15 protein-coding genes and 1 pseudogene are annotated in these 12639 nt (G+C 60.6%); 9 read left to right on the top strand and 7 right to left on the bottom strand.

All coding sequences use genetic code 11. From position 1 onward, the window contains the following. Positions 1–21 precede the first annotated feature (21 nt). From BJN45_RS14525 to BJN45_RS14490, 9 genes and pseudogenes are all read left to right on the top strand, one after another. Positions 22–612: a hypothetical protein gene (locus BJN45_RS14525; protein ID WP_205750603.1), complete on the top strand. Its 591-nt coding sequence runs from the start codon at positions 22–24 to the stop codon at positions 610–612. A 101-nt stretch (positions 613–713) separates the two neighbouring features. Next, positions 714–1076 (top strand): DUF1493 family protein, encoded by a 363-nt coding sequence (locus tag BJN45_RS14520; protein WP_076096478.1) that lies wholly within the window; start codon positions 714–716, stop codon positions 1074–1076. A 58-nt stretch (positions 1077–1134) separates the two neighbouring features. Then, complete coding sequence (locus BJN45_RS14515) at positions 1135–1827, top strand: penicillin-insensitive murein endopeptidase (protein ID WP_076096476.1); 693 nt, start codon at positions 1135–1137, stop codon at positions 1825–1827. A gap of 66 nt (positions 1828–1893) precedes the next feature. Beyond that, complete coding sequence (locus BJN45_RS14510; RefSeq protein WP_076096474.1) at positions 1894–2421, top strand: ClbS/DfsB family four-helix bundle protein; 528 nt, start codon at positions 1894–1896, stop codon at positions 2419–2421. Further along, entirely contained in the window at positions 2366–3592 is a 1227-nt protein-coding gene (locus BJN45_RS14505) for an IS256 family transposase (RefSeq protein ID WP_076096472.1), read from the top strand. Before BJN45_RS14510 ends, BJN45_RS14505 begins: the two co-directional genes overlap by 56 nt. A 49-nt stretch (positions 3593–3641) precedes the next feature. Beyond that, positions 3642–3773, top strand: a pseudogene (locus tag BJN45_RS18275) (ClbS/DfsB family four-helix bundle protein); the annotation flags it as partial. Between the two features lie 24 nt (positions 3774–3797). Further along, the gene (locus tag BJN45_RS17690; RefSeq protein ID WP_139326358.1) at positions 3798–4304 is read left to right on the top strand and encodes a DUF7079 family protein; all 507 of its coding nucleotides are present in this window, start codon (positions 3798–3800) and stop codon (positions 4302–4304) included. Then, positions 4291–4569: a hypothetical protein gene (locus BJN45_RS14495; protein ID WP_076096766.1), complete on the top strand. Its 279-nt coding sequence runs from the start codon at positions 4291–4293 to the stop codon at positions 4567–4569. Before BJN45_RS17690 ends, BJN45_RS14495 begins: the two co-directional genes overlap by 14 nt. Continuing rightward, positions 4566–5054 (top strand): DUF3592 domain-containing protein, encoded by a 489-nt coding sequence (locus tag BJN45_RS14490; protein ID WP_076096470.1) that lies wholly within the window; start codon positions 4566–4568, stop codon positions 5052–5054. Before BJN45_RS14495 ends, BJN45_RS14490 begins: the two co-directional genes overlap by 4 nt. 48 nt (positions 5055–5102) lie before the next feature. On the opposite strand, the gene BJN45_RS14485 is transcribed toward BJN45_RS14490, so the two are convergent. The 7 genes from BJN45_RS14485 to BJN45_RS14455 all read right to left on the bottom strand — a co-directional run bounded on the left by BJN45_RS14485 (position 5103) and on the right by BJN45_RS14455 (position 12633). After that, on the bottom strand, positions 5103–5462 hold the full coding sequence (locus BJN45_RS14485; protein ID WP_076096764.1) for a hypothetical protein: 360 nt from the start codon (positions 5460–5462) through the stop codon (positions 5103–5105). Between the two features lie 109 nt (positions 5463–5571). Continuing rightward, complete coding sequence (locus tag BJN45_RS14480) at positions 5572–6393, bottom strand: crotonase/enoyl-CoA hydratase family protein (RefSeq protein ID WP_076096762.1); 822 nt, start codon at positions 6391–6393, stop codon at positions 5572–5574. Between the two features lie 73 nt (positions 6394–6466). Then, positions 6467–8266 carry an acyl-CoA dehydrogenase C-terminal domain-containing protein gene (locus BJN45_RS14475; RefSeq protein ID WP_076096468.1) on the bottom strand — a complete coding sequence of 600 codons (1800 nt, stop codon included), beginning with the start codon at positions 8264–8266 and terminating at the stop codon, positions 6467–6469. A 22-nt stretch (positions 8267–8288) separates the two neighbouring features. After that, positions 8289–9236, bottom strand: a complete 948-nt coding sequence (locus BJN45_RS14470; protein ID WP_076096466.1) for an NAD(P)H-dependent flavin oxidoreductase — start codon at positions 9234–9236, stop codon at positions 8289–8291. 1 nt (position 9237) lies between these two features. Further along, entirely contained in the window at positions 9238–10896 is a 1659-nt protein-coding gene (locus BJN45_RS14465; RefSeq protein WP_076096464.1) for a long-chain-fatty-acid--CoA ligase, read from the bottom strand. Further along, positions 10874–11404 (bottom strand): DUF4442 domain-containing protein, encoded by a 531-nt coding sequence (locus BJN45_RS14460; RefSeq protein WP_076096462.1) that lies wholly within the window; start codon positions 11402–11404, stop codon positions 10874–10876. The genes BJN45_RS14465 and BJN45_RS14460 overlap by 23 nt, the downstream gene beginning before the upstream one ends. 29 nt (positions 11405–11433) lie before the next feature. Continuing rightward, the gene (locus tag BJN45_RS14455; protein WP_076096460.1) at positions 11434–12633 is read right to left on the bottom strand and encodes an acetyl-CoA C-acyltransferase; all 1200 of its coding nucleotides are present in this window, start codon (positions 12631–12633) and stop codon (positions 11434–11436) included. Positions 12634–12639: the final 6 nt, after the last annotated feature.

The following is a 12639-nucleotide window of genomic DNA, read 5'->3' as shown; positions in this document are numbered from 1 at the left end:
TTATGCGCTGCGAGTTAAACCATGACAGTCGTTGATGGGAAGATCTGGGCACCGTTCGAAACGTTTTACATTCAAGCAATGTTGTTCAATTGCCAATCAGCGCTTCGATCTATGGTGCGAGTTTCTTCGGTGTTCGAGAAACTGCCGCAAGATGTAACAGAAGAGCACCTCCTGAATCTTCCTGTGCACGCAATCCTCAACGAGCTTCAGAATGTAGTTATTCAGGGGGGCGCGTTGTCTCGTTATTTCTGGCCGGTTCGGAAAGGGCACGAAGATCGAGGCCGTCAGCTTCGCCAAGCTCTAGCCGTTGGAGACGACAGTCCACTTCACAATAGGGATTTGAGAAATGCTATCGAGCATTTCGATGAGAAACTCGATGTTTATCTTTCCTCTGGCTTATCGGGTTACATATTTCCTGAGTTTGTTGCCCCAAGGCCACGGGAAGATGGGGTGCCAGGCCACTTTTTCAGAGCCTACTTTATTGATTGCGGTGTCTTTCGACTGCTCGATGGTGAGTATGAAATCGAGCCAATTGCTTTAGAGATTCAGCGCATCAGTGCGGCTTTAGAAGAGGCGGATGAAAATGGTAGTCGGCTGCCACCAATCGCATAACAATTCCGTCGAGAGGGACCGCCTGCAAGCTGAGCTTGCCGGTTCCCTTCGCGGCTTCGCCGCTCCGGCGGCCCCTCACGTCAAACGTTAGGCAGCAATCTATGAGTCGGTTCACATTCGAAGATATCCGCGCATTTGCGGTTGCTGAACTGTGGGACTTGCGCGCAGCGATCACCGAACGCACAGCGCTTGCGCACGACTTCCAGATCGCTGGACTAGACGGGCAAGAATTCATGGCGGCATACGCGCAGAAGTTCGACGTCAACATGAAGGACTTCGACTGGATCGAGTATTTCGGTCCGGAGGCTGGTGGGAATCCGCTCGGTCTACCTCTGTATCTGTGGCAACGCTACATTCGAGGCATTCCGGCGCGAGACCTTTTGGATCTTCCGGAACTCACCCTTGGGCATCTTGTGGAGTGTGCCAATGAAGGTAAATGGAAGAGGCCCGCGCAACACGCCTAACAGGTCGTTCGTGTGGGACGGCTTCGCCGCCCCGCAAATTAAACGTTAGCCACCATTCATGCGTGCGTTCCATCCACTTCTCGCAGTAGCGCTGGCCAGCGTTTCAGTTGCTGTGCTCGGTGCAGATAGCCAGTGCTTCGGCACAGTGAGCAATGGTCGGATCGAAGGTAGTGTGAAACTACCTAATAGCGGGTCCAATTTCTCTGCATACAGTACGGTGGCCACCTCCGTAGGGCGCACCTATGTTCACTCCAAAGTCGCTGAAATCGTCATTGCTGCCTTTTCAGAGATTCAAAAGTACGCACCGTCCACGACCTACGTCTATGGCGAAACAGGATGGGCGTCAGGCGGGCGTTTTCGGCCCCACCGGACCCATCAAAACGGTCTGTCGGTCGATTTCTTTGTTCCCGTGAAGAACGCGGACGGCAAATCCGTACCGCTGCCGACTAACATGACAAGTCGTTTTGGCTACGACATCGAGTTCGATGCGAATGCCAAGTACGACGAATACTCCATCGACTTCCCCGCTCTCGCCGAACACCTATATCAGTTGCACGTTGCGGCAAAAAAGCGAGGCCTCGGCATCGCGCAGGTCATCTTCGAAACTCCATACCTGCCCAGGCTGTTTGCTACGCAGCGAGGGGCTTACTTGCGGCAGAACGTACCGTTTATGAAAGGCAAGCCCTGGGTTCGCCATGATGAGCATTACCACATCGACTTCGCCATTCCCTGTAAGCCAAATGCAGGCTAACCCGGCGCTCAAGCCGACACCGCTTCGCGGCTCGGCTTAATTCAAGCGTTCGATTTCAATAACCAGATGCCTCTGCCAACCAACAAACACCAACTCCTGAGTAGCTTGCAGGCTGCATACTCGAAACTGATCGAGGAGGCTGCCGAGGTTCCCTCAGAGCTGGAGCGTAATCCGGAGCTTGAAGGTGGTATTTCACCGTGTGACCTTATCGCTTACCAAATTGGCTGGGGACGGCTTCTCCTATCTTGGGACGACCTTGAGACCAATGGGCAAACAGTCGAAATGCCAGCACCTGGGTTCAAGTGGAATCAACTCGGGTTGCTGGCAAAATCCTTTTACCAAGAACAGAACGAACAAACCCTCAAGCAGTTGCTCGCCCAGTTTGAGACGCTGGAGGAAAGAATGCGGCTTTTCATTGAATCAAGTAGCGAAGATACAATATTTAGCATCGGTAAGCGTCATTGGGCAGGACGAGCGTGTAAGAATTTTTGTGTAAACGGTCACCCGGCAGGAAACTGCCACATTGCCAGGAGCGATGATGACCGTAGGAAAGAAAGCAGTACCGAAGGAGTTGCTGGACAGCCTGTTGGCTGACTACCGCAAGCCGGAAGACCTGATTGGCGAGAATGGGTTGCTCAAGCAACTGACCAAGCTGCTGGTCGAGAAGGCGTTGGAAGCGGAGATGGCTGACCACCTCGGCCACGGGAAGAATGAACCGGTAGAGAATCTTGCCGGGAATACCCGCAACGGCAAGAGCAAGAAGACCTTGAAGGGCGAGTTCGGCGAACTGCCGATTGAGATTCCCCGTGACCGCCACGGCACGTTCGAGCCGCAGCTGATTCCGAAGCACCAGACCCGCTGGAGCGGCTTTGACGACAAGATTCTGTCGCTCTACGCCCGAGGAATGACGGTTCGCGAGATACAGGCCCATCTTGAAGAAATGTATGGCACCGAGGTTTCGCCGACACTGATTTCCTCGGTAACCGACGCTGTGATCGAAGAGGTCAAGGCTTGGCAGTCCCGGCCTCTGGACAGTATTTACCCCATCGTCTATCTCGATTGCATCCACGTGAAGGTCAGGGATGGCAGTGTGCGGGTCAAGGCCGTCTATCTGGCCATCGGCCTCAACATGGCCGGTGAGAAGGAGGTGCTGGGCCTGTGGATCGCACAGACCGAGGGGGCCAAGTTCTGGTTACAGGTCATCACCGAGTTGAAGAACCGTGGGGTGCAGGATGTCTTTATTGCCTGCGTGGATGGCCTCAAGGGATTCCCGGAAGCCATCGAAGCTGTGTATCCCCATGCCGCCGTCCAGCTTTGCATCGTCCATCTGGTGCGCCATAGCCTGAATTACGTCTCGTGGAAGATGCGGCCTGAGGTCGCTGCCGACCTGAAGCGGATTTACACCTGCGCCACGGCGGACGAGGCTGAGCAGATGCTCGGTGAATTCGAGGACAAATGGGACGAGGCCTACCTGCCGATCAGTCAGTCCTGGCGTCGGAACTGGCCGAGGATCATCCCGTTCTTCGACTACCCGCCAGAGATTCGCAAGGTCATTTACACGACCAATGCGATCGAATCGGTGAACATGAGTCTGCGCAAAATCACCAAGAACCGCGGCTCGTTTCCGAGCGATGAAGCACTGCTGAAACTATTCTACCTGGCGCTGCGCAATATCAGCCGGAAATGGACCATGCCGATTCGGGATTGGAAGGCGGCGCTGACTCGCTTTACTATCCAGTTCGAGGACCGGATGAACAACCTTTAACCCAAACCCCGTTTACACAAAATTCCGGACACGCTCGGCAGGACAGAAGTGGCCTCTCGCCAAGTGGATTCAAGTAAACACCATCGCTCCGTACGAGAGTGCCAGAGCCAAGTTGCGCAAGTGGAAGAAATCGAACCCATCATTCCAGCGGACCTGTGCGAAAAACCGCGCAGTCCGGTGAATTCAAACATTGGGCGTTACAACCATGACCACCACTCTGTCCCCCCTGGAACTCCAATCACGTATGCCCGTGTGGGAGGCGCTTTCGGAGTTCTGGCTAGACACAGAGCTTGCTGATTACCAGTTGGACTACATAGCTCGCGTTATCGCTGCCTCTCCCTATTCCGTTGAGGAGGTACGCGCTATTCATGACTACGAAGTTGCTCCTGCGGTGTCAGCCAATCTTATGAGTGTGGCGGGCGAGTGGGCGGGCTTTGACAGTGAATGGTTGAACGCAAAGTGCCATCGTTGCGCTGCACGTCGTCATTTGCATTGGTACCGCGCCAGGATTTGGCTACAGCGTCCGCTGTTTCGCTTCTTTACTGAACACTATTGGTTGCAGGTTGTTCCGCGCGTTCGCTCGCTACTTGGTGCCAGAGGGCAAGATACCCGAGATCAGAGTGCATATGCAGCCACTGGCACCTCAGGCAGTCAGGCCGCAGGTTCAGAAATATATTCACAACACGAGGAGAAAACAGATGCAGGAGCTTGAAATCACCTGGCAGAGGGTCATCCGTATCTGGTGGGCGTGGCTCTGGCGGGCGCTCGCGCTTTCGGTTGTCGCGGGCGGCGTGCTTGGTTTTGCCATTGGTTTCGTCGGGGCTATCCTCGGCTTCCGTGACATCGCCCCACTGACGACGCTCGTCGGCCTGACTGTCGGCGTTGTCGCAGGCATTGCCATGCTGGTCATCGCCTTGAAGAAAAGCTACCCGGGCTTCCGGGTTGCGTTCATCGCGGATGATGCGCCCTTGAAATGATCGAATATCTGCGAAGCATGATCGATCTGGCGCTGCGCAAGGAGCTGCAGGGCATTCATTTCTGGGCCAGCGTCTATGTGCTGATCGTACTCGCTGGTTCCTTGTGGCATGTACTCCGGGTACGTCGCTGGCCGAGCACCGAAGGCCGGTTGCTGCGACTCGGCGTTCGCCAGTTCGGGGCGACCGGGTTCAACCCGGCTGATCAGCAGTATGTGCCCGACGCACTCTACAGTTACCGCGTGCATGGGCAGTCTTACCAGGGGCGGGAAATCTCGGTGTGGAAGATGTCGGCTTCGGGCTTACTGAAGAACACTTCGGCATTTTTACCGAGTCGGGTCAAGGCGGATGCGGCCGGCAATGTGCGCGTCTACTACCACCCGAAACGGCCGGACAAGAGTCTGCTGCTCCGCCCCGGCCACGCCACCCTGCTTTTTCTGTGGGCCCTCATCGCCCTGGTTGCCGGTTTCTACATCTGGCGCTGGTGAGCCGGACAAACCCCGGCCAGATGCGCAAGGGTGCTGCCCCATGAACGGTCAGCGCAACCAAGCAGCGACAGCAATGCCGGCGACGCCGACGGTGAACATCGCCAGCCACAGCAGGCGGCGGCGTGTTTTTTCGACGCGGGCGATCAGTTGCGCGTTCTGCTCGGCGAGTGAGCGGACGACTTCGCTGGCGGTCAGCATCTGAGCGTGCAGTTCGTCGACGCGCGCCTGCAGGTTGGCGATGCGGTCTTCCGGCGTGGCCGCTTCGGCGACTGGAACATTGCTTGCGGTCGACGTCTTGCCACCGACCTTTTTCCAGAGCTTCTTGGCGCCATCGGCGACGGCCGGGGCGTTCTTGATCACGTCCGTCCAGGGGACGTTGGAGAGTATCGTCAACCAGCCGATGGCCATGGGGTTTCCTTTGCGTTGTTTGTCGGGGCCAAGCATAGCAAGCCTGACCCCGATGGAAATTCCCTTTTTCGGGAGGTCGACCGCAGGATTTCCGGAACTGCCGCCGTAGTCAGTCGGCGAAGCTTGGCGGGCGACGTTCCCGCCCGGCCTGCATGGCTTCGCGCAGGTCGGCCGAGAGCAGCATGGCGGCGTTCCAGGTGGCGACGTGGTTGAGGCCGTCGGCGACGCTGTGGTCGCGGCTGTAGTTGAGGATTTCCTTGCTGCCGCGGATAGCCAGCGGTGATTTGCCGGCAATCCGACGGGCGATGGCGAGAACGCCGTCGCGCAGCGCTTCGGCATCGGGCCATAGCTGGTTGACCAGGCCGCTGCGCAGCGCTTCATCGGCGCCGAGGTCGCGGCCGGTATAGGCCAGTTCGCGCGCCAGGCCGGGGGCGATCAGGCCAGGCAGGCGCTGCAGCGAGCCGACGTCGGCAACCATGCCGATATCGATTTCGCGCACCGAAAACACCGCGTCGGTGCTGGCGTAGCGCATGTCGCAGCAGCAGGCGAGATCGAGCCCGCCACCAAGGCAAGCGCCCTGGATGGCAGCGAGTACCGGCTTGCGGCAGCGTTCGATGGCGCTGAGGCAATCCTGCAGGTCGAGGATCAGCCGGCGTAAGGCTTCGCGGCTGCGCGCCTCGTCCGGATTGGCAATGCGCGCCATGATGCCGCCGAGCATGGCAAGGTCGATGCCGGCGCAGAAATGCTTGCCGGCGCCGGACAGTACGACGACGCGTACCGCCGGCGTGGCGTCGGCCCAGTCGAAGGCGGTGCGCAGTTCCTGCCACAGCGCGTCGTCGAGGGCGTTGGATTTGTCGGGGCGGTTCAGGCGCAGTTCAAGGACGCCGTCGGTGCAGCTGGGTTCAATGACTGTCAGTTCCGGGAAGTGCATGGCGAACTCCAAAAAAAACACCCCCGACCAGCGGGGGTGAAACGCAAGGCTGGAGAAAGGACTGCCAAAAAAATCAGGCGTCGAACAGTTCGCTGCCGAGCCCGGCAATCGCCGCATCGCCGGCCATCACGGTGGCGGCGTAGGCGTTGGCCTGGGGCAGCATCTGGTCGGCGTAGAAACGCGCGGTGGCGATCTTGTTGCGGTAAAAGGCCTGATCGCCTTCCTCCTTGTCAAGATAGCCGGCGGCAGCCAGCGCCGCCTTGCCCATGAACCAGCCGCCGCAGACGGTAACGGCCAGGTGCAGGTAAGGCACTGCTGCGGTCAACACGCCGCCGAGGCCGGTTTTGGCGTTGGCCGCCAGCCATTCGGTGGCTTCGGTCCAGGCCTTGAGGGCGACGCCAAGCCGCTGGCCGATGGCCTGCAGTTCGGGCTTGCCGGAGGCACCCAGCGCCTTGGCGGTGGCGTAGACTTCGCCGAAAACGATCTTGGCGGTGGCGCCCTGGTCGCGCATCAGCTTGCGGAACAGCAGGTCGTTGGCCTGGATGCCGGTAGTGCCTTCGTAGATGGTGGTGATGCGCGAATCGCGCCAGTGCTGCGCGGCGCCGGTTTCCTCGATGAAGCCCATGCCGCCGTAGATCTGGACGCCGAGCGAGGTCACTTCGATGCCCATTTCGGTGCCGCCGCCCTTGACGATGGGAATCATGAATTCGGCCAGGTACAACGCCTTCTTGCGCTCCTCGGCGTCGGCCAGCACATGCGCACGGTCGAGCAGGCCGGAGGTGTAATAGGCCATGGCGCGGCAGGCTTCGACGCGCGACTTCATCAGCATCAGCATGCGCCGGATGTCCGGGTGCTTGTCGATGGTGACCAGCGCTTCGCCGGTGACGGCATCGCGGCCCTGCTTGCGATCCCGGGCGTAGCCGAGCGCCTGCTGGTAGGCGCGCTCGCCGAGGGCGATGCCCTGCAGGCCGACGCCGAGGCGGGCTTCGTTCATCATGATGAACATGTATTCGAGGCCGCGGTTCGGCTCGCCGAGCAGGTAGCCGATGGCGCCGCCGTTGTCGCCGTAGGCCATGACGCAGGTCGGGCTGGCGTGGATGCCGAGCTTGTGTTCGATCGACACGCAATAGGCGTCGTTACGGGCGCCGAGCGAGCCGTCGCCATTGACCATGAACTTGGGCACCAGGAACATCGAGATGCCCTTGACGCCAGCCGGCGCGTCCGGCAGACGGGCAAGCACGAGATGGACGATGTTCTCGGTCATGTCGTGGTCACCGTAGGTGATGAAGATCTTCTGGCCGAACACCTTGTAGCTGCCATCGGCCTGCGGCTCAGCGCGCGAGCGGATCAGCGCCAGATCGGAGCCGGCGTGCGGCTCGGTCAGGTTCATTGTTCCGGTCCACTCGCCGGAAATCATCTTTTCCAGGTAGATGGCCTTGAGTTCGTCGCTGGCGCAGGTCAGCAGCGCTTCGACGGCGCCAGTGGTGAGCAAGGGGCCGAGGCTGAAGGCCATGTTGGCCGAGCAGAGCATTTCCTTGACGGCGATGCCGAGCGTGTCGGGCAGGCCCTGGCCGCCGAATTCGGCCGGCGAGGTCATGCCGTTCCAGCCGGCGTCACGGTACTGGGCGTAGGCTTCCTTCCAGCCGTTCGGCGTGGTGACGCCGCTGGCGGTCAGCTTGCAGCCTTCCTTGTCGCCGGTACGGTTGAGCGGGGCCAGCACTTCGCCGGAAAAGCGGGCGGATTCTTCCAGGATGGCGTCGGCCATGTCGACCGTAGCTTCCTCGAAACCGGGAAAGCTGCTCAGCTCCTTGAAGCCGGCCAGTTCGTCCATGACGAAACGCATATCCTTCACGGGGGCGCGATATTCACTCATTGCTTGTCTCCAATTGTTGTTTTCAGAACGGATTGCTGCACAGCGCCGCTTTGGCGCTGCGGTATTCCTGCTGCAGGCGGGCGACCAGTTCGGCCGTCGGCAGCACCTGATCGATCGTGCCGACGCCCTGCCCGGCGCCCCAGATGTCCTTCCAGGCCTTGGCGTCGCGGGCGCCGCCGAAGCTCATGGCGCTCTTGTCCTTGACCGGCAGGTCGTCCGGATCGAGGCCGGCGGCGACGATGCTCTTCTTCAGGTAGTTGCCATGGACGCCGGTGAAGTACGGGGTATAGACGACGTCCTTGGCCGCGGAATCGAGGATCGCCTGCTTGTAGCCCTCGACGGCGTTGGCTTCCGGCGTGGCGATGAAGCGCGTGCCGATGTAGGCGAAATCGGCGCCCATGGCCTGCGCGGAGAGGATGGCGCTGCCGTTGGTGATGGCACCGGAAAGCGCAATCGGACCGTCGTAGAACTTGCGGATCTCGCCGACCAGCGCGAACGGGCTGAGCGTGCCGGCATGGCCGCCGGCCCCGGCGCAGACCAGGATCAGGCCGTCGACACCGGCTTCCAGCGCCTTCTCGGCGTGGCGCACGCTGATCACGTCGTGGAAGACCTTGCCGCCGTAGGCATGCACATGCGGCACGATCTGCGTCGGCGCCGACAGGCTGGTGATGATCAGCGGCACCTCGTGCTTCACGCACAACGCCATGTCGTCTTCCAGGCGCTCGTTCGACGGGTGGATGATCTGGTTGACCGCAAACGGCGCGGCTTTCGGATCGGCGGCCAGTTCGCGCTTGATGCGCCCCAGCCAGTCGTCGAGCACGGCCTGCGGACGGGCGTTGAGCGCCGGGAACGAGCCGATGACGCCGCTCCGACACTGGGCGATGACCAGATCCGGGTTGGAGATGATGAACATCGGCGCGCAGATGACCGGCAGCGTCAGGTTGTGGTTCAGTGATGCGGGAATGGACAAGTCAGGCTCCTTCTTTGAGGGCGCGGCGCAGGATCTTGCCGACGTTGGTACGCGGCAGGTCGTCGCGGAATTCGATGTGTTTGGGAATCTTGTAGCCGGTGAGCACGGTGCGGCAGTGCTCGATCAGGTCCTTCTCGGTGACGCGCGGGTCCTTGCGTACGACGAAGATCTTCACCGCCTCGCCGGAATGCTCGTCGGGCACGCCGATGGCGGCGACGTCGATGATCCCCGGATGCATGACGACCGCTTCCTCGACCTCGTTCGGATAGACGTTGAAACCGGACACCAGGATCATGTCCTTCTTGCGGTCGACCAGGAAAACGAAGCCTTTTTGATCGATGTAGCCGACGTCACCGGTACGCAGGTAGCCGTCCGGGTGGAAGACGTTGGCGGTTTCGTCGGGACGGTTCCAGTAACCCTTCATCACCTGCGGCCCGCGGATGCAGATTTCGCCGACCTGGTTGACCGGCACTTCGGCGCCGCTGTCGTCGCGAATCGACACTTCGGTCGAGGAAATCGGCAGACCGATGGCGCCGTTGAACTCGTGCATGTTCAACGGATTGATCGTTGCCGCCGGCGAGGTTTCGGTCAGCCCGTAAGCCTGCAGCAACGGCACGCCGACGGTTTTCAGCCAGCGTTCGGCGACCGGCGCCTGGACCGCCATGCCACCGCCGAGCGTGACGCGCATGGTGGAGAAATCGAGCTTGGCGAATTCAGGACTGTTGAGCAAGGCATTGAACAAGGTGTTGACGCCGGTAACGACCGTCACCGGATACTTCGCCCATTCCTTGACGAAGCCCGGAATATCCCGCGGATTGGCGATCAGCAGGTTCTTCGAGCCGATCATCAGGAAGGTCAGGCAGTTCGCCGTCAGCGCGAAGATGTGATACAGCGGCAAGGCGGTGATGATGAATTCCTTGCCCTCGCGCACCGCCGGCATGATCCAGTTGTAGGCCTGGGTGACGTTGGACGCGATGTTGGCATGGGTCAGCATCGCCCCCTTGGAAACGCCGGTGGTGCCGCCGGTGTATTGCAGGAAGGCGATGTCGTCGTGATCCAGCGCCACCGGCTGCCAGCCGTGCTGGCGACCGGCAGCAAGCGCGCTGTTGAAGGCGATCGATCCCGGCAACTTCCAGGCCGGCACCAGCTTCTTCACATGGCGCACGACGAAATTGACGAGATGGCCCTTGAGACCGAGCAACTCGCCCATCGGCGTGACCACGACATGGCGGATCGCCGTCCGGGCGATCACCTGTTCCAGCGTATGGGCGAAGTTCTCGACGATGACGATGGCCGTCGCCCCGGAATCCTTCAACTGGTGTTCCAGTTCGCGCGGCGTGTACAGGGGATTGCAATTGACGACGACGCAACCGGCACGCAGCGTGCCGAACAGCGCCACCGGATACTGCAACAGGTTGGGCATCATCAGCGCCACCCGTTCGCCCTTCTTCAGGCCCAGCGACTGCAGCCAGCCGGCGAAGTGCTTCGATTCCTCATCGAGTTGCCGGTAGGTCATTTCCTTGCCCATGCTGATGTAGGCAACCTGATCGCCAAACTTTGCGCAGGCATCTTCGAACAGGACCACCAGTGACGGAATGTGGTCGATGTCGATCTCGTGCGGTACCCCTTCCGGGTAACTATTGCGCCAGATTTTTTCCATGTTTGTCTCCTCCGCTTTTTGTCCGGTAGTGGTTTTTTTCAGCAATATAGACCGTCCGCTCGACCACGGTGTGCACCGTGCCGTGCTGGTCCTTGAGTTCGACCGTATAGGTGCGCTCAAGCTCCGGATAAATTCCCAATGCGTCGCGAATCGCCAGGACCTCCTCGTCCGGCAACACAAAATCGGCGTACAGCGTGGTGTAACCCGGCTTGCGGTAACGGATGCTGGCCGCCTTGTCCCAGACGATGTAGGCATCGCCCAGCGCCGCCATCAGCATCATCGGATGCGCGCCATCGGTGATCGCGAACAGCGAGCCACCGTAGATCGAGCCGACGATGTTTTTCGTTTTCCAGGTCAGCGGCAGGCGGATGCGGATGTGGCGCAAGTCCCTGGCCACATGCTCGACCCGCCCGCCGGTGCCACGGAAGGCCGGATGAAAATTGAAGCCGAGGCGCACCATGCGCGCCCGCCAGCTGGGCGAAAGCTTGGCCAGCCAGGCGGGTTTCATGGTTTTTCCCTGTTTTGCACGGTCGACCGTCAGAGACGTTCGATAATGCCGGCCGCACCCATGCCGGTGCCGATACACATGGTGACCATGCCGTAACGACCACCGGTACGCTGCAAGCCGTGCGTCACGGTAGCAATGCGGATCGCACCGGTGGCGCCGAGCGGATGGCCGAGTGCGATGGCGCCGCCGAGCGGATTGACCTTGTCCGGATTGATGCCCAGTTCCTGCATCACCGCCAGCGACTGCGCGGCGAAGGCTTCGTTGAGCTCGATCCAGTCAAGGTCGTCCTGGGAAATGCCGACTTGCGCCAGTACCTTGGGGATCGCCGCGACCGGGCCGATGCCCATGATTTCCGGCGCGACGCCGCCGACGGCATAGCCGGCGAAACGGGCAAGCGGTGTCAGGTTGTATTCCTTCAGGACCTTCTCCGAAACCAGCATCACCGCACCGGCACCATCCGACATCTGCGAGGAGTTACCGGCAGTGACCGAACCGCGCGCATGAAACACCGGCTTCAGCTTGCCGAGGCGCTCCAGCGAGGCATCGGCACGCGGGCCTTCGTCGGTATCGGCGAGGCGCTGACGCAACTTGATGTTGCCGGACGCCAGATCGGGCAGGCTTTCGCTGATCGCGTACGGGGTCGTCTCGGCCTTGAAGTGACCAGCAGCAATCGCTGCACAGGCCTTCTGGTTCGAGGCTAGGGCGAAGGCATCCTGGGCGTCGCGGGAAATCTTCCACTGGTTCGCCACCTTCTCGGCGGTCAAACCCATGCCGAAGGCGATGCCGAGGTTTTCTTCCTTGGCGAAGATGGCCGGGTTCATCGACATCTTGTTGCCCATGATCTGCGGCATCACCGACATCGACTCGGTACCGGCGGCGATCATCACATCGGCCAGGCCGAGGCGGATCTGGTTGGCGGCATCGGCCACCGCCTGCACCCCGGAGGAGCAGAAGCGATTGATCGTGATGCCCGGCACGGTGATCGGCAGGCCGGCGAGCAGCGCACCGATGCGGGCGACGTTCATGCCCTGCTCGGCTTCCGGCATCGCACAGCCGACGATGACGTCGCCGATGCGCGCCGGATCGATGCCCGGCACCTGCGCGACCACCGCCTTGATGACCGCGGCCAGCATGTCGTCCGGCCGCACGTTCCTGAACATGCCGTTACGCTTGGCAACCGGCAGGCGGGTCGCGGCGACGATGTAGGCGTCTTGAATCTGTTTGCTCATTTTTGT

The organism is Azonexus hydrophilus (genome assembly GCF_001956855.1).
Lineage (GTDB): Bacteria > Pseudomonadota > Gammaproteobacteria > Burkholderiales > Rhodocyclaceae > Azonexus > Azonexus hydrophilus_A.
The sequence above is the reverse complement of the archived record's forward strand: the minus strand, read 5'-3'. Positions and strand labels throughout refer to the sequence as shown.

Bases quoted from the DNA above. Each gene is read 5' to 3' on its own strand.
- BJN45_RS14455 (WP_076096460.1), bottom strand. From the start codon at position 12,633: ATGAGCAAACAGATTCAAGACGCCTACATCGTCGCCGCGACCCGCCTG.
- BJN45_RS14520 (WP_076096478.1), top strand. From the start codon at position 714: ATGAGTCGGTTCACATTCGAAGATATCCGCGCATTTGCGGTTGCTGAA.
- BJN45_RS14465 (WP_076096464.1), bottom strand. From the start codon at position 10,896: ATGGAAAAAATCTGGCGCAATAGTTACCCGGAAGGGGTACCGCACGAG.
- BJN45_RS14515 (WP_076096476.1), top strand. From the start codon at position 1,135: ATGCGTGCGTTCCATCCACTTCTCGCAGTAGCGCTGGCCAGCGTTTCA.
- BJN45_RS14485 (WP_076096764.1), bottom strand. From the start codon at position 5,462: ATGGCCATCGGCTGGTTGACGATACTCTCCAACGTCCCCTGGACGGAC.
- BJN45_RS14505 (WP_076096472.1), top strand. From the start codon at position 2,366: ATGACCGTAGGAAAGAAAGCAGTACCGAAGGAGTTGCTGGACAGCCTG.
- BJN45_RS14490 (WP_076096470.1), top strand. From the start codon at position 4,566: ATGATCGAATATCTGCGAAGCATGATCGATCTGGCGCTGCGCAAGGAG.
- BJN45_RS14475 (WP_076096468.1), bottom strand. From the start codon at position 8,266: ATGAGTGAATATCGCGCCCCCGTGAAGGATATGCGTTTCGTCATGGAC.
- BJN45_RS14460 (WP_076096462.1), bottom strand. From the start codon at position 11,404: ATGAAACCCGCCTGGCTGGCCAAGCTTTCGCCCAGCTGGCGGGCGCGC.
- BJN45_RS14510 (WP_076096474.1), top strand. From the start codon at position 1,894: ATGCCTCTGCCAACCAACAAACACCAACTCCTGAGTAGCTTGCAGGCT.
- BJN45_RS14495 (WP_076096766.1), top strand. From the start codon at position 4,291: ATGCAGGAGCTTGAAATCACCTGGCAGAGGGTCATCCGTATCTGGTGG.
- BJN45_RS17690 (WP_139326358.1), top strand. From the start codon at position 3,798: ATGACCACCACTCTGTCCCCCCTGGAACTCCAATCACGTATGCCCGTG.
- BJN45_RS14525 (WP_205750603.1), top strand. From the start codon at position 22: ATGACAGTCGTTGATGGGAAGATCTGGGCACCGTTCGAAACGTTTTAC.
- BJN45_RS14480 (WP_076096762.1), bottom strand. From the start codon at position 6,393: ATGCACTTCCCGGAACTGACAGTCATTGAACCCAGCTGCACCGACGGC.